This window comes from Streptomyces sp. NPDC003027 (genome assembly GCF_053591435.1).
On the sequence record NZ_JBSFTU010000046.1, the window covers coordinates 31118 to 47845 of the forward strand.

Sequence of the window (16728 nt, forward strand, 5' to 3'; positions counted from 1 at the left end):
GCCCGGGGCCGCGGTACACCGAAGCCCGGGGTCCGCCGACGCCGTTCCGGCGGATCAGGGTCGGCGGTTCTCGGGCCTGTCCCGCCTGATCCGACGGGCAGATCGTCGGGCAGGCATGATCCAAACGAAAGACCCTAGCCCTCCTCGCCCTTCGCGGAGGGCGCCCGTCGGCTCCGCGGAAGGACCCGCAGCGCGTCGCCCATGTCCGCCACCTCTGTCACCTTCATGCCCGCCGGGACCCTGCCCGGGTCGGTCGGGACCAGGGCGTGGGTGAAGCCGAGCCGGTGGGCCTCGGCCAGTCGGCGCTGCACGCCGGTCACACGGCGGACCTCGCCCGCGAGGCCGACCTCGCCGATCGCGACCAGGTTCTTCGGCAGCGGGGTGTCGCTGGCCGCGGAGGCCAGGGCGAGGGCGATCGCCAGGTCGGCGGCCGGCTCGGAGAGCTTCACCCCGCCGACCGTCGCGGAGTAGATGTCCCGCTTGCCGAGCGCGGTGATCCGGCCGCGCTGTTCGAGCACGGCCAGCATCATCGAGACGCGGGAGGTCTCCAGACCGGACGTCGTCCGGCGCGGCGAGGGGATCTGGGAGTCCACCGTCAGCGCCTGGACCTCGGCGACGAGCGGCCGGCGGCCCTCCAGGGTCACCGTCAGGCAGGTCCCCGGGACGGCCACGTCGCGGCGGGTCAGGAAGAGACCCGACGGGTCGGCCAGGCCCGTGATCCCCTCGTCGTGCAGCTCGAAGCAGCCGACCTCGTCCGTCGCCCCGTACCGGTTCTTCACGCCCCGTACCAGCCGCAGACGCGCGTGCCGGTCGCCCTCGAAGGAGAGCACGACGTCGACGAGGTGCTCCAGGAGCCTCGGTCCGGCGATGGCCCCGTCCTTCGTCACGTGCCCGACGAGGAGCGTGGACATCCCGCGCTCCTTGGAGGCCCGGATCAGCGCCCCGGCGACCTCGCGGACCTGCGCCATGCCGCCCGGCGCGCCGTCGATCTCGGGGGAGGCCACCGTCTGCACCGAGTCCATGATCAGCAGTGACGGCTTGACGGCGTCGAGGTGGCCGAGGACCGCCGACAGATCCGTCTCGGCCGCCAGATACAGATGGTCGTTCAGGGCGTTGATCCGGTCCGCGCGCAGCCGGACCTGGCTGGCGGATTCCTCGCCCGTCACATACAGCGTGCGGTGCTCGTCGCTCGCCGCCTTCGCGGCGACATCGAGCAGGAGCGTGGACTTGCCGACGCCCGGCTCACCCGCGAGGAGCACGACCGCGCCCGGCACCAGCCCCCCGCCGAGGACCCGGTCCAGCTCGTCGACGCCCGTGGAGCGCGCGGCGGCCGTCCGGCCGTCGACCTGCCCGATGGGGAGGGCGGCGGTGGAGACGCGCCCCGCGGCCGTGGTGCGGACGGCGGGCGCGCCGTACTCCTCGACCGTCCCCCAGGCTTGGCACTCGGGGCAACGGCCGAGCCATTTGGCGGTCGTCCAGCCGCATTCGGTGCAGCGGTAGGACGGCCTGTCCTTGGCGGATTTCGTACGGGCAGCCATGCACCGAACCGTAGCGGGCCCCTCTGACAACACCTCCGGCGGCGGCCGCCCCCTGGCCGCCCTCCCGGCCGAACCCCCGACGTCAGCCCACGGCGCGCTCTCACCCCACCCCAACGGAATGAAGGATTCCTGTCCCCTTTCGAGGGATACCTTCACCCGTAAGGATTAAAAGTGCGGGAGGGGTGCGAAGAGGCCGCCCCGCCCTGCCTACGGTCGCCCAGTGACGAGCAGCAGGCTGGAACCCCCCACCCACACCACCGGCGCACACCGGGCGCACCGCCGCGCGCCGTCCCACTCCGCCGCGGACCCCGGGAGCCGCACGCGCGGCCAGCATCCGCCGGCGCGCTACGAGGCGTATCTCGACGGCCTGTTCACGTACTGCCTCTCCGTGCTCTGCGACCACGACACCGCGACCGCCGTCCTCGGCGACGTCCTGGCCGTCGCCGAACGCCACCGCGGCCGCTGCCCCTCCGACGAGGACGGGCGTACGGCCTGGCTGTACGCGCTGGCGCGCTGGGCCTGCCTGCGCAGCCTCGCCGAGCAGCGCCGCCACCGGCGGGGCACGCACACCGGCCGCCCCGCCGCCGCGCCCGAGCCGGCCCGGGGCCCCGAGGAGACCTCCGGCGGTGCCGCATCCGGCAGGGACCCGCAGCAGCGCCGCGCCGAACTGGCCCTGCTCGCCTGGCCCGAGGCCGCCGGCACCAGCCCCGAGCAGCGCGAAGCCCTGGAGCTCGCCGTCCGCCACGGCCTCGGGCACCGCCAGGTGGCCGCCGTGCTCTCCCTCGACCCCCTCGCCGCGCGCGAGCTGCTCTCCTCCGCCGCCTGCGAGGTCGAGCGGACCCGGGCCGCCCTCGCGGTCGTCGAGACCGGCGCCTGCCCCACGGTCGCCCGGCTCACGGGCGACCACCAGGTGCTGTTCTCCGCCGCCCTGCGCGCCGAACTCGTCCGTCATGTCGACGACTGCCCGCGCTGCCGGCGGGCCGCCGAACGCGCGGGTGCGGGCGGCCCGTGGCCCGGCGCGACGACGGTCCCCCCGGGAAGGCTCCCGCTGGTCGAGGCGGACCGGGCCGCGACGTACCTGGCGATGCTGCACGCCTCCCGCGCGCGTGCCGCCGCCCCGCGCTTCGGCCCCGCCGGATTCCCGATGGACCCCAAGGACCACGCCGCCCGCCGCGACCGCATGCGGGCCCGCGCGGTGACGACGACGGTCGTCGCCGCCGTGGTCGCCGCGCCGGTCCTCGCCCTGTGGGCCTCGTACCGCGGCGCCCCGGCGACGGGGGAGGGCGGGTCCGGAACCCCGGTCACCGCGCGCGAGGACGGCGGCCCGGTGAGCCTCGACGGCGACCCCAACGACCGCTACGAGAACACGGGCAACGCCCGCACCACGGCCGACCCCCGCTTCACCCAGGGCAACCGCGGCCCCGACGTCTCGGTCGAGATTCTCACCCCCGGCGGACCGGCCGGACCGACCCCGCCCGGCCAGCGGGGCCCGGGCCGGATCACGGTCGCCGCGCACGGCGACGGCGACACGACGACGCTCACGCTCACCAACTCCGGCGACTCCACCGCCGACTGGTCGCTGTGGACGGACGGACCCTGGCTGTACGTGAGCCAGGCGTCCGGCACGCTGCGTCCGGGGCAGTCCGTGACGGTCCACATCTCCGTCGACCCCGCGCGCGAGCCGGCGGGCGCCTGGTCGGCGCGGGTCGGAGTGAACCCCTCGGGCGCGGTGGTGCGGATCAGCGGCCGCGGCGCGGCCACGCCTCCGCCGACGACGGAGGAGCCGCCGCCGTCGACCGACCCGACCACGCCTCCGCCGACCACGGACCCGACCACGCCTCCGCCGACGACGGAGGAACCGCCGCCCTCGACCGACCCGACAACCCCGCCGCCGACCACGGACCCGACCACACCGCCCCCCTCATCGGGGGAGCCGTCGACGGACCCGGGCACCTCGGGCGGCGCGGGGACCCCGCCGCCGGCGTCCTGACCACGGCCGCCTGGTGATCTCCGGGGCCCGGCCCACCGGCACCGTGACCACGGCCGCCTGGTGTCTCCGGGGCCCGGACCACCGGCGCCTCGGGCTATCGCACCGGGTCCGCCGGGTGCGCGGCGACCAGCGGCAGCCCGGAGGCGAGCCGGGCCTCGCACAGCTCGGTCAGCACGTCGTACGCCGCCTTGCCCATCAGCTCGGTCAGCTCCGGCCGGTACGTCACGTACACCGGCTCCCCGGCGCCGTGCGCCGAGGTCGCCGACGTGCACCACCAGTGCAGGTCGTGCCCGCCCGGACCCCAGCCCCGGCGGTCGTACTCGCCGATCGACACCTGGAGGACCCGGGTGTCGTCCGGCCGGTCGATCCACTCGTAGGTGCGCCGCACCGGCAGCTGCCAGCAGACGTCCGGCTTGGTCTCCAGCGGCTCCTTGCCCTCCTTGAGGGCCAGGATGTGCAGCGAGCAGCCGGCGCCGCCCGCGAAGCCGGGACGGTTCTGGAAGATGCAGGACCCCTCCCAGCGGCGGGTCTGCCGGTCGCCGTCCTCGTCGAGCTGCGTCCAGCCCGTCGCCGTACCGACGTCATGGAACTGCCACAGCTCCGGGGTGAGCCGGTCCACGTACGAGGCGACCCGCTTCTCGTCGTCCTCGTCGGAGAAGTGGGCGCCCAGCGTGCAGCACCCGTCGTCGGCCCGCCCGGCCTGGATGCCCTGGCAGCCGCTGCCGAAGACGCAGCTCCAGCGCGAGGTCAGCCAGGTCAGGTCGCAGCGGAAGACCTGCTCGTCGTCGGCCGGGTCGGGGAACTCGACCCAGGCACGGGGAAAGTCGAGGCCCTTCTCGTCCGGTTCGGGCGCCTTGACCTGCTTCTTGGGGTGGAGGATCGGGAGCTCCTTGGGGGCCTTGCGAGCCTTGGGGGACGGGAGGCCGCTGTCGCCGCCACTGGCTTTGTCCGGCTTCGCCTTTTTCGTCTTTGGCACACGACAAGCGTATGCGCGCGGGCGCAGTAGCGTTCCGCCCATGAGACTCGGAGTCCTCGACGTCGGTTCGAACACGGTGCACCTGCTGGTGGTGGACGCCCACCCGGGCGCGCGGCCGCTGCCCGCCCACTCCCACAAGGCGGAGCTGCGTCTCGCCGAACTCCTCGACGAGCGCGGGGCCATCGCCCCGGGCGGGATCGAGCGGCTCATCGCCACGGTCGCCGAGGCGCTCCAGGCGGCCGAGGACAAGGGCTGCGAGGAGGTGCTGCCGTTCGCGACCTCGGCGGTGCGCGAGGCGACGAACGCCGACGCCGTCCTCGCCCTGATCAAGGCGGAGACCGGCGTCGACCTCCAGGTCCTCACCGGCGAGGAGGAGGCGCGCCTCACCTTCCTCGCCGCCCGCCGCTGGTTCGGCTGGTCCGCGGGCAAGCTGCTCCTGCTCGACATCGGCGGCGGCTCGCTGGAGATCGCCTACGGCATAGACGAGGAGCCGGACGCGGCCGTCTCGCTGCCCCTGGGGGCGGGGAGGCTGACGGCCGGCTGGCTCCCCGGAGATCCGGCCGAGGCGGCGGACGTGAAGGCGCTGCGTCGCCATGTACGCGCTCAGATCGCCCGTAGCGTCGGTGAGTTCACCCGCTTCGGCAAGCCGGACCACGTCGTGGCCACCTCCAAGACCTTCAAGCAGCTGGCCCGGATCGCCGGGGCGCCCGGATCCGGCGAAGGGCTGTACGTCCAGCGCGACCTCACCCGCAGGTCCCTGGAGGAGTGGGTCCCCAAGCTCGCCGCCATGACGGTCCGGGAACGCGCCGGCCTCCCCGGTGTCTCGGAGGGCCGCGCCCCCCAGCTCCTGGCCGGAGCGCTCGTCGCCGAGGGCGCGATGGACCTCTTCGGCGTGGACGACCTGGAGATCTGCCCCTGGGCCCTCCGCGAGGGCGTGATCCTGCGCCGCCTGGACCACCTCCCGCCGGAGTAGATCTCCGCCTGGACCACCTCCCGCCGGAGTAGATCTCCGCCTGGACCGCCTCCCGCCGGAGTAGATCTCCGCCTGGACCACCTCTCGCCCGCCGGAACAGCGTCTCCGTCGCCCCCTCGGCGCCGTGCGGGGCCGCCCCTCGTCTGCGGTCGCCTCCCTCGTCGCGGGCCGCGCGCCCCCGAGTGACCGGAACCACCTCCACGGCGTCGCGGTCGGCCCCGTACCCTGTCCTTCGTGGCAGAACCAGTGGTGCGCATCCCGGATGCGAAGGTCGCCCTGTCGACGGCCTCGGTCTATCCGGAGTCGACGGCGACGGCCTTCGAGATCGCCGCGCGCCTCGGCTACGACGGGGTCGAGGTCATGGTCTGGACCGACCCCGTCAGCCAGGACATCGAGGCCCTGCGCCGGCTCTCGGACTACCACCAGGTCCCGGTCCTCGCCGTCCACGCGCCCTGCCTCCTCATCACCCAGCGCGTCTGGACCACCGACCCCTGGGTCAAGCTCCAGCGCGCCCAGGCGGCCGCCGAGAAGCTCGGCGCCTCCACCGTCGTCGTGCACCCGCCGTTCCGCTGGCAGCGCCAGTACGCCCGCGACTTCGTCACCGGAATCTGGCGGATGGCCGACGAGACCGACGTCCGGTTCGCCGTCGAGAACATGTACCCCTGGCGGTACAAGGACCGCGAGATGCTCGCGTACGCCCCCGAGTGGGACGTCACCAAGGACGACTACCGCCACTTCACGGTCGACCTCTCCCACACCGCCACCGCCCGCACCGACGCCCTCGCCATGGTCGACCGCATGGGCGACCGCCTGGGCCACGTCCACCTCGCCGACGGCAGGGGCTCCGCCAAGGACGAGCACCTGGTCCCCGGCCGCGGCACCCAGCCCTGCGCCGAGGTCCTTGAGCGTCTCGCGCTCACCGGCTTCGACGGCCATGTCGTCATCGAGGTCAACACCCGCCGCGCGATGTCCGCCGCCGAACGGGAGGCCGACCTCGCCGAGGCCCTCGCCTTCACCCGCCTCCACCTCGCCTCGTCGACCGCGACGCCCCGGCGCCGGGTCCCCCGCTCATGACCGGACCGGCCCCGCGCCGGCGCGGCCGCCCGTCCCGTACCGCCGAGGACAGCGGCCCCGGCGCGCGGCAGCGGATCCTGGAGGCGGCCCGCGCGCAGTTCGCCGACCGCGGCTACGACAAGACCTCCGTCCGCGGCATCGCCAAGGCGGCCGGCGTCGACCCGGCGCTGGTGCACCATTACTTCGGTACGAAGGACGAGGTCTTCGCCGCCGCCATCGAGGTCTCCTTCGAGCCCGCTCTGGTCATCCCCGCGGTCCTCGGCGGCCCGCCCGAAGGCATCGGCGAGCGCCTCGCCCGCTATTTCATCGGCGTCTGGGAGAACCCCACGACCCGCGCCCCGCTGCTGGCGATCATCCGCTCCGCCCTCACCCACGAGGCGGCGGCCAAGGTGCTGCGCGGCTTCGTCCTGCGCCGACTGCTGGAGCGGGTGGCCGCCGACCTGCGCGTACCGGACCCGAAGTTCCGCGCGGAGCTCGCCGCCTCGCAGATGATCGGCGTCGTGATCCTGCGGTACGTCATCCAGGTGGAGCCGCTGGCCTCCGCGGACCCGGAGGAGATCGTGGCCCAGGTGGCTCCGACCCTCCAGCGGTACCTCACGGAAGCCTGAGCGCGACCGGACCCATCGGCCTGTTCCCGCGCCGCCCGCCCGGTTGACCGAAAGCTGAACAACTGGTCCGGCATACGGACACCCTGTCCAGATCTTGGAGCGTCGGCGTACGCTCGAAAGCAAGCACACCCATCACCCGAGGAGCGAGCGACGATGCCCCAGCTGAGGTCCCGCACTGTCACCCACGGCCGCAACATGGCGGGCGCACGCGCCCTTATGCGCGCCTCCGGTGTACCCGGCGCGGACATCGGCCGGAAGCCGATCATCGCCGTCGCCAACTCCTTCACCGAGTTCGTCCCCGGCCACACCCACCTCCAGCCGGTCGGCCGGATCGTCTCCGAGGCCATCACCGCCGCCGGAGCCATCCCGCGCGAGTTCAACACGATCGCCGTCGACGACGGCATCGCCATGGGCCACGGCGGCATGCTCTACTCCCTGCCCTCCCGCGACCTGATCGCGGACAGTGTGGAGTACATGGTCGAGGCGCACTGCGCCGACGCCCTGATCTGCATCTCCAACTGCGACAAGATCACCCCCGGCATGCTGATGGCCGCCCTGCGCCTCAACATCCCGACGGTCTTCGTCTCCGGCGGCCCGATGGAGTCCGGCAAGGCGACCCTGGTCGACGGCACGGTCCGCACGCTCGACCTGGTCGACGCGATGTCGGAGGCCGTCAACGACAAGATCTCCGACGCGGACATGCTCCGTATCGAGGAGAACGCCTGTCCGACCTGCGGGTCCTGTTCCGGCATGTTCACCGCCAACTCGATGAACTGCCTGACCGAGGCCATCGGCCTCTCCCTGCCGGGCAACGGCTCGGTCCTCGCCACCCACACCGCCCGCAAGGCGCTGTACGAGAACGCGGCCCGCACGGTCGTCGACATCACCCGGCGCTACTACGACGAGGACGACCACTCCGTCCTGCCGCGCTCCATCGCCACCCGCGCGGCCTTCGACAACGCCATGGCCCTCGACATCGCCATGGGCGGCTCGACCAACACGATCCTGCACCTGCTCGCCGCCGCCCAGGAGGCCGAGCTGGACTACGGCCTGTCCGACATGGACGCGGTCTCGCGCCGGGTGCCGTGCCTGGCCAAGGTCGCCCCGAACGTGGCCCCCGGCGGCACGTACTACATGGAGGACGTCCACCGCGCCGGCGGCATCCCCGCCATCCTGGGAGAGCTGTACCGCGCCGGGCTCCTGAACGAGGACGTCCACACCGTCCACTCCCGCTCCGTCAAGGAGTGGCTGGAGACCTGGGACGTGCGCGGCGGGTCCCCCTCGGAGGAGGCCGTCGAGCTGTGGCACGCCGCCCCCGGCTGCGTCCGCTCCGCGACCGCCTTCTCGCAGTCGGAGCGGTGGGACAGCCTCGACACGGACGCGGCCGGCGGCTGCATCCGCGACGCGGCCCACGCGTACTCCGAGGACGGCGGTCTCGCGGTCCTGCGCGGCAATCTGGCGGAGGACGGCTGTGTCGTCAAGACGGCCGGCGTCGACGAGTCGATCTGGACCTTCGAGGGCCCGGCGGTCGTCTGCGAGTCGCAGGACGAGGCCGTCGAGAAGATCCTCAACAAGAAGGTCAAGGACGGCGACGTGGTCGTCATCCGCTACGAGGGCCCGCGCGGCGGCCCCGGCATGCAGGAGATGCTCTACCCGACGTCCTTCCTGAAGGGCCGTGGCCTGGGCAAGACGTGCGCGCTGGTCACGGACGGCCGCTTCTCGGGCGGTACGTCGGGCCTGTCCATCGGCCACGCCTCCCCGGAGGCGGCCTCGGGCGGCACCATCGCGCTCGTCGAGGACGGTGACCGGATCCGTATCGACATCCCGAGCCGCTCGATCGAACTCCTCGTCGACGAGGAGACGCTGGCCGCCCGCCGCGAGGCGCTGGGCGGCGTCTACGCCCCGAAGAACCGCGAGCGCAAGGTCTCGGCGGCGCTGCGGGCGTACGCGGCGATGGCGACGAGCGCCGACAAGGGCGCGGTCCGGGACGTGACCCGCCTGGGCTGAGGCGCAGCGCGCGGTCCGGGACGTGTCCGGGCCGCGCCCGCCTCCCGCGCCCCCGTCCCTCACCAGGCGCCGGGGTCCCGCCCGTCCACGGCGAACACCGACCCGTCGGGCGCGGTCCCGAACACCCGGTCCCCGGACACGACCGGTGCCGGAACCGTGGCCGCGTACCCGAGCCTGCCGTCGCGCAGCCGCGGCTCGGTCTGCCCGAGCAGCGCGCCCCGCGCGGTGTCGACGGCGAGCAGCCGCCCGTCGGACGCGGACAGATAGAGCCGGTCACGGGCGCCGGCGACGGGCGCGGAGACGTTCCCGGCGGCGGTCTCCAACTCCCACAGGACACGTCCGCCGGGAGCGGCGGTGTCGAGGGCGACCAGCCGACCGGTCGGCGTGAGGAGATGGACGGTGTCGCCCCGCACGCTGATCCCGGGTTCGTCCATCCGGTACGGCAGCGGGACACGGCGGGCGGACCCCCGCGCCGGGTCGTAGCGGACGACGGCGTCGATCCGCGAGTCGCTGTTCGCGGAGCGCAGGAACAGCACACCGCCGCTGCCCGCGCCCACGGGCACCAGGTCTCCGTCCAACCGCTTCCGCCAGACGACCTCGCCCGTCTCCGGCCGCAGCGCCCCGAGGAGCGTGTGCGTTCCGCCGGCCGCCGTCTCGAACACGGGCAGGAGGCCGGTCGCGGCGTCGTGGAGCCCGAACCGGGGCGCCTTGAACCCCGGCAGGGCGCGCTGCCAGCGTTGCTCCCCCGTCGTACCGTCGACGGCCCTGACGGCTGCTGCCGAGTCCGCCGGGAACACCAGCGTGTCTCCGGCGGGCGTGGCCCCACCCGGGCGCGCGCCCCCGGTGTCCCACCCTGGAGCACCCCGCTCCCTCTCGTACGCGCGCAGGGTGCCGTCGGCCGTGACGACGCCGACCAGGCCGCCGAACGCGACCGGCGCGGAGACGGGGTGGCCGACGTCGGCCTGCCGTGACCACAGGACCCGGCCGGTCGCGGGATCGAGGCGGGCCAGGCCGGTGCCGCGGGCCGAGCAGAACAGCGCGTCGCCGGTGGAGGCGCAGGCCGGGGCGGCGGAGGCGCCTCCCTTCTGCAGCGGGGTCTGCCAGCCGGTGAAGACCCTGGCCACCCCGGTCCTGTCCGGAGCGGGCGCGGGGGCGCCGCCGCCCGCCCGGAGCGCCACCGCCAGGCCGCCGGCGGCCAGGGCGGCGGCGAGCGCGGTGGCGACGACCGGCAGACGGAGCCGGCGGCGCCGCGGGGCCGGCGCCGCGACCCGTACGGGTGTGTCCGCGTCCCAGGACGGCGTGGACCCCGGCCCCGGTTCGGGCAGTGTGAGCGGCCGCCGCTGCGCGGGTATGAACGCCGCCGCCTCGTACGACGGAGGCAGCAGCGCCGCCATGATCTCGGCGGGGGTCGGACGCTCGGCGGGCTCCTTCGCGAGACAGCGGGCGACGAGCGGCGCGAGGTCGGCCGGAACACCCGTGAGGTCCGGCTCGTCGTGGACGACCTGGTACGCCACGATGTACGCGCTGTCGGAGTCGAACGGGCCGTGGCCGGTCGCCGCGTGCACCAGGACGGAGCCGAGCGCGAAGACGTCCGCCGCCGGCCCGACCTCACGGGGCCGCTGGAACTGCTCGGGCGCCATGAAGGGCGGCGACCCGATCAACTTCCCCGTCTCCGTACGCAGATCGCTGTCCAGGGGCCGGGAGATGCCGAAGTCGATCACCTTGGGCCCGGTGTCGGTGAGCAGTACGTTGCTCGGCTTGAGGTCCCGGTGCACGACCCCCGCCCGGTGGATGTCGCGCAGCGCCTCCGCGAGCCCCGCGGTCAGCCGGCGCAGCTCGGCGGGGGCGAGGGGCCCGTTCCGCTTGACCTGGTCGGCGAGGGTGGGGCCGGGGACGTACAGCGTCGCCATCCAGGGGCGCACGGCGTCGGGATCGGCGTCCACGACGGGGGCGGTGAAGGCACCGCTCACCCGGCGGGCGGCGGCCACCTCCTGGCGGAACCGGGCCCTGAACTCCGGGTCCTCCGCGTACTGCCCGTGGACGACCTTGACCGCGAGCCGCAGCCCGGAGGCGGAGGTGGCCAGGTGCACCACTCCCATGCCGCCCGCGCCGAGACAGGCCTGGAGACGGTATTCGCCGGCGTACTCAGGTTCTTCCGCTTCCCGGTCGGCGCCGGTACTGCGCAACGGCGGCATAGCCAACCCCCGTGTGGTTCCCCGTTGTGTTCACGCGCGTGCGCGACGCACGGAGCCTAGTCCATGGTGCCCGCGGTACCGGTGGGGCTTGCTAGCCTGCGCGTCGCAGAGAGTGAATCGCAGCGCAGCGCTTCTGCGCACGGGGGAGGACGCCATGGGCGTGGACGAGAAGAGCGGATCGACGGTCGCCGCCGAGCCGGACGGAGTGACCACGATGAGCGTGACGCGCTACCCGGTGGCCCCGGGCTACCGGGTCAACGTCCGCTCGGGGCCGGGCACGCAGTACCGGATCGTGCGGACGCTCGCCCTCGACGTGCGGGTGGCCATCTACTGCCAGACGCCGGGCGAATGGATCTCCGGCCCGTACGGCACCACCGACATCTGGGACAACATCGCGCCGGGCGAGTTCATCTCCGACGCCTATGTGAAGACGGGCAGCGACGGCTACGTCGCCCGCCGCTGCGGCTGACCCCTCCCAGGGCCGCCCGGGGATAATCGACCTCGTGAGCGACGACGACCGTACCTCCCGGCCCGAGGATCCCCGCACCCCCAAGGGCGGCGGCGGCACCGACCGCGCCGCCGCCGAGGGTGCGCCCGGCGCGGGCCCCGCCGGGCCGCGGCCCGAGGCGATCCGCTTCTTCGGCACGACCTGGGTGGACCACGACGGCCACTACGGACTGCGCCGCGCCGGCCTCGCCGCCGGTGCGCTCGCCGCCGCCGCGGCGGGGTGCCTCGTCCTGCGCTTCGGCTACCAAGGGCTTGAGATCGCCGAGGTCGGCGGCTTCGTCAACACCCTCGTGATCGTCATGTTCGCGATCTGCAGCGCCATCGCCTTCCGCAAGACCTGGGAGGGCTTCGTCCGGCGCCCCAGCGACCCCGCGCGCGAGGAGTCGCTGCGCAGCCTCAAGGCCATCGGCTTCATCGGCTCCCTCCTCGCCTATGCCCTCCGCTGCTTCGTGGAGGCCCCCGGCGAGAAACTCCTCCGCACCGAGTACGACACCGCCCGCGCCCGGTACGAGAAGCGGCGCGGTTCCCGCACGGGCAACCCGGCGTCCCGCAAGAAGCCCAAGCGAAAGTAACCCGCCAGGCACCGGCCCTCGCCGAGGGCGAGCGGTCGGGGCAGGCGCCCCCAGGCAGAGGCAGGGCGCCCCCATACAGCCCTGCACCCACCCCTCATCCTTGACGCCCCCCACCCCCGTGCGCATTATTCATCACATGGTGAATTACTCCGAGCGGGTCCCGGCAGGAGCGATCGTCGCGCGCGGCCTCACCGTCGTCCGCGGCGACCGCACCGTCCTGCGAGGTCTCGACTTCGCCGTCCCACCCGGGCAGATCACCGGCCTCCTCGGCCCCTCCGGCTGCGGCAAATCCACGCTCATGCGGGCCGTCGTCGGCACCCAGGGCAAGGTCACCGGCACCCTCGACGTCCTCGGCCACCCCGCCGGCGACGCCGCCCTGCGCTCCCGCGTCGGCTACGTCACCCAGGCACCGTCCGTCTACGACGACCTCACCGTCGCCCAGAACCTCGACTACTTCGCCTCCGTCCTCCTCCCCGGCCGCGCCCACCGCGACGAGCGCCGCACCGCCGTCGACCGGGCCATCGGCGACGTCGACCTCGTCTCGCACGCCGACGCGCTCGCCGGCCGGCTCTCCGGCGGCCAACGCAGCCGCGTCTCCCTCGCCGTCGCCCTCCTCGGCACCCCCGAGCTCCTCGTCCTCGACGAACCGACCGTCGGCCTCGACCCCGTCCTCCGCCGCGACCTGTGGGACCTCTTCCACCGCATCGCCGACCGGCGCGGCGCGACGATCCTCGTCTCCTCCCACGTCATGGACGAGGCCGAGCGCTGCCACCGCCTCCTGCTCATGCGCGAGGGCGAGATCCTGGCCGACGACACCCCCGAAGCCCTGCGCCGCCGCAACGACACCGCCACCGTCGAAGACGCCTTCCTCCGCCTCGTCGACGCCGCCGCCCGCGCGGCAGCACCCCTTGAGGAGTCCCAGCGATGAACGGCGCCCGCACCCTCGCCACCGCCGCCCGCGTCCTGCGTCAGCTGCGCCACGACCCCCGCTCGATCGCCCTGATGCTCCTCGTCCCGTGCCTGATGCTCCTCCTGCTCCGGTACGTCTTCGACGGAAGCCCCCGCACCTTCGACAGCATCGGCGCCTCGCTGCTCGGCATCTTCCCGCTGATCACCATGTTCCTGGTGACCTCGATCGCCACCCTGCGCGAACGCACCTCCGGCACCCTGGAACGCCTCCTCGCCATGCCCCTCGGCAAAGGCGATCTCATCGCCGGCTACGCCCTCGCCTTCGGCCTCCTCGCTGTCGTCCAGTCGGCCCTCGCCACCGGCCTCGCCCTCTGGCTCCTCGGCCTCGACGTCGTCGGCTCGCCCTGGCTGCTCCTCCTCGTCGCCCTCCTCGACGCCCTCCTCGGCACCGCCCTCGGCCTCTTCGTCTCCGCCTTCGCCGCCTCCGAATTCCAGGCCGTCCAGTTCATGCCGGCCGTGATCTTCCCGCAGCTGCTCCTGTGCGGCCTGTTCACCCCGCGCGACCGGATGCACCCCGTGCTGGAAGCGATCTCCGACGCGCTGCCCATGTCGTACGCCGTCGACGGCATGAACGAAGTCCTCCGCCACCCCGACGTCACCGGCGCCTTCGTCCGCGACGCCCTCGTCGTCGCGGGCTGCGCCCTCCTCGTCCTCACCCTCGGCGCCGCCACCCTCCGCCGCCGCACCGCCTGACCCCACGGGGTGACCGCCCCTCGGACACCCGCCCCCACCGACGGCGCACGGTGCGAGGATGGCGGCACATACGTATCCACGGCGAGGTGAACAGAGCCATGACCCAGACCGTCGCAGTCCTCGGCACCGGCAAGATCGGTGAAGCGCTCCTCAGCGGCATGATCCGAGCCGGCTGGCGCCCCGCCGACCTCCTGGTCACCGCCCGCCGCACCGAACGCGCCGAGGAACTCCGCGCCCGCTACGGCGTCGAGCCCGTGACGAACGCCGAAGCCGCCAAGCGCGCCGACACCCTCATCCTCGCGGTGAAGCCGCAGGACATGGGCCGCCTCCTCGACGAACTCGCCCCCCACGTCACCGCCGACCGCCTCGTCATCAGCGCCGCCGCGGGTATCCCCACCTCCTTCATCGAGGACCGCCTCGCCGCCGACACCCCCGTCGTCCGCGTCATGCCCAACACCCCCGTCCTCGTCGACGAGGGCATGTCCGTGATCTCGGCCGGCAGCCACGCCACCCTGGAGCACCTCGCCCACGCCGAGGAGATCTTCGGCGGCGTCGGCAAGACGCTGCGCGTCCCCGAGTCCCAGCAGGACGCCGCCACCGCCCTCTCCGGCTCCGGCCCGGCCTACTTCTACTTCCTCGTCGAAGCCATGACCGACGCCGGCATCCTCCTCGGCCTGCCCCGCGCCCAGGCCCACGACCTGATCGTCCAGGCCGCCATCGGCGCCGCCGTGATGCTCCGCGACAGCGGCGAACACCCGGTCAAGCTCCGCGAGGCCGTGACCTCCCCGGCCGGCACCACCATCAGCGCCATCCGCGAGCTCGAGAACCACGGCGTACGCGCGGCCCTGATCGCCGCACTGGAGGCCGCCCGCGACCGCAGCCGCGAACTCGCCTCCGGCAACGGCTGACCGACCACGACCCGCCGGGGTCCCCGCACCCCGGCGGCCGCTTCCCTATCCCCTTCGTCGTGTCACCCGGCCGGCAGCAGACCGACCGCCCGATAGGCGCTGTCCACCACCGGTCGCGCCATCCCCCGGGCCCGCTCGGCCCCCTCCCTCAGCACCTGATCCGCATGCCCCGGATCGGCGGCCAGCTCCGCGTGCCGCTCCCGCACCGGCCTCAGCAGCTCGACCACCGCGTCCGCCGTGTCCTTCTTCAGGGATCCGTACGACTCGTACGCACCGGCCAGCGCCTCCGGGTCCCCACCCGTCGAAGCGGCCAGCAGATCGAGCAGATTCGCGACGCCCGGCCTGGCCTCCCGGTCGTACTCCACCTCGCGACCGCTGTCGGTCACCGCCCGCATGATCTTCCGCCGGACGGTGTCCGCGTCGTCCAGCAGATAGACGATGCCCGCCGTGTTCTCGTGCGACTTCCCCATCTTCGAGCACGGGTCCTGCAGATCCATGACGCGCGCCGCCACCGCGGGAGACGTCGCCTTCGGCACGGTGAACACATGCCCGTACCGCTGGTTGAACCGCACCGCCAGGTCCCGGGTCAGCTCCACATGCTGCCTCTGGTCCTCACCCACCGGCACCTCGTCCGTCCGGTACGCGAGGATGTCCGCCGCCATCAGCACCGGATACGTCAGCAACGACAGCCGCACACTCTGCCCGGTGGCCCGCGCCCGCTCGCCCTTCTCCTTGTACTGGATCATCCGCCGCAGCTCGCCGTCCGTGGCCGTGCACTCCAGCAGGTACGACAGCCTGGTGTGCTCATCCACATGACTCTGTACGAACACGGTGCACAGCTTCGGATCGAGCCCGGCCGCCAGCAGCAGCGTGGCCGCCTGCCGACTGAGCCGCCGCACCCGCGCCGGATCGTGCTCCACCGTCAGAGCGTGCAGATCGACGACGCTGAACAGCGCGTCCGCCGCGTACTGGTCGGCCTCCACCCACTGCCGTACGGCTCCGAGGTAGTTGCCCAGCGTCAGATGCCCGGTCGGCTTGACCCCGCTGAAGATCCGCTTCCTCATGCGTTCCTCTCCCTCACTCCTGGTTCGGTGCTGCTCGTGGTCGGAGCGCGACCGCCGGCTCGACGGCCGGCACCCGGAGGGGGATACGCGAACGGCCGCCGAGGCGGCGGCCGCTGATGTGCATGCGTGTGCGCGGCCGCCGTCAGGCGGCCCACCACTGGAGGGTGCGCGCATGCGTAGTCATGCGAGGAGAGTACGCCTCAGACCCCGGGTTGACATGGGTTTGACCGATCCGTAGTGTTCTCCGAGCTGTCCGACGTGAGCACCGACCCCGGTCGGCCCCGGACAGCCATTCCGCAAGAACCACTCAAGCCGACGGCACTTCTCCGTGCCGTTCTGCTTTCCGTGCGTTTCTGCGAAATGAGGAATCCGTGTTCGAAGTTTGAGCACGAGCCGCCCGATTAGCGTCGGCGGCGGGGAATCCGCTAAAGTCTCACTCGTCGGAACGGCCCAACAGCCGGGAAGACAAACCCCGCTGACTGGGAATCAGGCCCGAAAGGATCTGATAGAGTCGGAACCGCCGGAAAGGGAAACGCGAAAGCGGAGAACGGACCGGCAGCCCGCTCCAGCGGGTGGCGGAAACGGAAAACGGATCTGCTAAGCTGGAAACACGAAAGACCGAAGGGAAAAGCCCGGAGGAAAGCCCGAGAGGGT

Annotated in this window: 15 protein-coding genes; 10 read left to right on the forward strand and 5 right to left on the reverse strand. The window is 73.2% G+C overall.

Features of this window, described 5'->3' with window-relative positions; genetic code table 11:
* Positions 1-134: 134 nt before the first annotated feature.
* On the reverse strand, positions 135-1538 hold the full coding sequence (radA, locus tag ACWDX6_RS26085) for a DNA repair protein RadA (protein ID WP_451487315.1): 1404 nt from the start codon (positions 1536-1538) through the stop codon (positions 135-137).
* Between the two features lie 220 nt (positions 1539-1758).
* Here radA and ACWDX6_RS26090 point away from each other — a divergent pair, with 220 nt between their 5' ends.
* Positions 1759-3528, forward strand: coding sequence for a BACON domain-containing protein (locus ACWDX6_RS26090; RefSeq protein WP_451487316.1), 1770 nt, complete (start codon positions 1759-1761; stop codon positions 3526-3528).
* 94 nt (positions 3529-3622) lie between these two features.
* Here the strand turns inward: ACWDX6_RS26090 and ACWDX6_RS26095 are convergent, their stop codons facing one another.
* Positions 3623-4408 carry a hypothetical protein gene (locus tag ACWDX6_RS26095; RefSeq protein ID WP_451487329.1) on the reverse strand — a complete coding sequence of 262 codons (786 nt, stop codon included), beginning with the start codon at positions 4406-4408 and terminating at the stop codon, positions 3623-3625.
* A 136-nt stretch (positions 4409-4544) separates the two neighbouring features.
* On the opposite strand from ACWDX6_RS26095, the gene ACWDX6_RS26100 reads away from it, so the two are divergent.
* From ACWDX6_RS26100 to ilvD, 4 genes are all read left to right on the forward strand, one after another.
* Positions 4545-5477, forward strand: coding sequence for a Ppx/GppA phosphatase family protein (locus ACWDX6_RS26100; RefSeq protein WP_451487317.1), 933 nt, complete (start codon positions 4545-4547; stop codon positions 5475-5477).
* Between the two features lie 234 nt (positions 5478-5711).
* Positions 5712-6551 carry a sugar phosphate isomerase/epimerase family protein gene (locus ACWDX6_RS26105; RefSeq protein WP_451487318.1) on the forward strand — a complete coding sequence of 280 codons (840 nt, stop codon included), beginning with the start codon at positions 5712-5714 and terminating at the stop codon, positions 6549-6551.
* Positions 6548-7159 carry a TetR/AcrR family transcriptional regulator gene (locus ACWDX6_RS26110; RefSeq protein WP_451487319.1) on the forward strand — a complete coding sequence of 204 codons (612 nt, stop codon included), beginning with the start codon at positions 6548-6550 and terminating at the stop codon, positions 7157-7159. Before ACWDX6_RS26105 ends, ACWDX6_RS26110 begins: the two co-directional genes overlap by 4 nt.
* A gap of 153 nt (positions 7160-7312) precedes the next feature.
* Positions 7313-9166 carry a dihydroxy-acid dehydratase gene (gene ilvD / locus ACWDX6_RS26115; RefSeq protein WP_451487320.1) on the forward strand — a complete coding sequence of 618 codons (1854 nt, stop codon included), beginning with the start codon at positions 7313-7315 and terminating at the stop codon, positions 9164-9166.
* A 59-nt stretch (positions 9167-9225) separates the two neighbouring features.
* On the opposite strand, the gene ACWDX6_RS26120 is transcribed toward ilvD, so the two are convergent.
* Positions 9226-11361 carry a protein kinase domain-containing protein gene (locus ACWDX6_RS26120; protein WP_451487321.1) on the reverse strand — a complete coding sequence of 712 codons (2136 nt, stop codon included), beginning with the start codon at positions 11359-11361 and terminating at the stop codon, positions 9226-9228.
* Positions 11362-11515: 154 nt separating this feature from the next.
* On the opposite strand from ACWDX6_RS26120, the gene ACWDX6_RS26125 reads away from it, so the two are divergent.
* The 5 genes from ACWDX6_RS26125 to proC all read left to right on the forward strand — a co-directional run bounded on the left by ACWDX6_RS26125 (position 11516) and on the right by proC (position 15010).
* The gene (locus ACWDX6_RS26125; protein ID WP_451487330.1) at positions 11516-11830 is read left to right on the forward strand and encodes a hypothetical protein; all 315 of its coding nucleotides are present in this window, start codon (positions 11516-11518) and stop codon (positions 11828-11830) included.
* Positions 11831-11864: 34 nt separating this feature from the next.
* Positions 11865-12440 carry a hypothetical protein gene (locus ACWDX6_RS26130; RefSeq protein ID WP_451487322.1) on the forward strand — a complete coding sequence of 192 codons (576 nt, stop codon included), beginning with the start codon at positions 11865-11867 and terminating at the stop codon, positions 12438-12440.
* A gap of 136 nt (positions 12441-12576) precedes the next feature.
* Positions 12577-13368, forward strand: coding sequence for an ABC transporter ATP-binding protein (locus tag ACWDX6_RS26135; protein WP_451487323.1), 792 nt, complete (start codon positions 12577-12579; stop codon positions 13366-13368).
* Entirely contained in the window at positions 13365-14102 is a 738-nt protein-coding gene (locus ACWDX6_RS26140) for an ABC transporter permease (protein WP_451487324.1), read from the forward strand. Before ACWDX6_RS26135 ends, ACWDX6_RS26140 begins: the two co-directional genes overlap by 4 nt.
* Positions 14103-14200: 98 nt before the next feature.
* Complete coding sequence (gene proC, locus ACWDX6_RS26145; RefSeq protein ID WP_451487325.1) at positions 14201-15010, forward strand: pyrroline-5-carboxylate reductase; 810 nt, start codon at positions 14201-14203, stop codon at positions 15008-15010.
* 62 nt (positions 15011-15072) lie between these two features.
* Here the strand turns inward: proC and trpS are convergent, their stop codons facing one another.
* Positions 15073-16074, reverse strand: a complete 1002-nt coding sequence (gene trpS, locus ACWDX6_RS26150) for a tryptophan--tRNA ligase (protein WP_451487326.1) — start codon at positions 16072-16074, stop codon at positions 15073-15075.
* 433 nt (positions 16075-16507) lie between these two features.
* The coding region (locus ACWDX6_RS26155; RefSeq protein WP_451487327.1) for a hypothetical protein at positions 16508-16728 on the reverse strand (221 nt) is incomplete at its 5' end.

Excerpts from the sequence above, each read along its gene's own strand:
- radA (WP_451487315.1), bottom strand. The coding sequence starts at position 1,538 with ATGGCTGCCCGTACGAAATCCGCCAAGGACAGGCCGTCCTACCGCTGC.
- ACWDX6_RS26100 (WP_451487317.1), top strand. The coding sequence starts at position 4,545 with ATGAGACTCGGAGTCCTCGACGTCGGTTCGAACACGGTGCACCTGCTG.
- ACWDX6_RS26110 (WP_451487319.1), top strand. The coding sequence starts at position 6,548 with ATGACCGGACCGGCCCCGCGCCGGCGCGGCCGCCCGTCCCGTACCGCC.
- ilvD (WP_451487320.1), top strand. The coding sequence starts at position 7,313 with ATGCCCCAGCTGAGGTCCCGCACTGTCACCCACGGCCGCAACATGGCG.
- ACWDX6_RS26120 (WP_451487321.1), bottom strand. The coding sequence starts at position 11,361 with ATGCCGCCGTTGCGCAGTACCGGCGCCGACCGGGAAGCGGAAGAACCT.
- ACWDX6_RS26125 (WP_451487330.1), top strand. The coding sequence starts at position 11,516 with ATGGGCGTGGACGAGAAGAGCGGATCGACGGTCGCCGCCGAGCCGGAC.
- ACWDX6_RS26135 (WP_451487323.1), top strand. The coding sequence starts at position 12,577 with ATGGTGAATTACTCCGAGCGGGTCCCGGCAGGAGCGATCGTCGCGCGC.
- ACWDX6_RS26140 (WP_451487324.1), top strand. The coding sequence starts at position 13,365 with ATGAACGGCGCCCGCACCCTCGCCACCGCCGCCCGCGTCCTGCGTCAG.
- proC (WP_451487325.1), top strand. The coding sequence starts at position 14,201 with ATGACCCAGACCGTCGCAGTCCTCGGCACCGGCAAGATCGGTGAAGCG.
- trpS (WP_451487326.1), bottom strand. The coding sequence starts at position 16,074 with ATGAGGAAGCGGATCTTCAGCGGGGTCAAGCCGACCGGGCATCTGACG.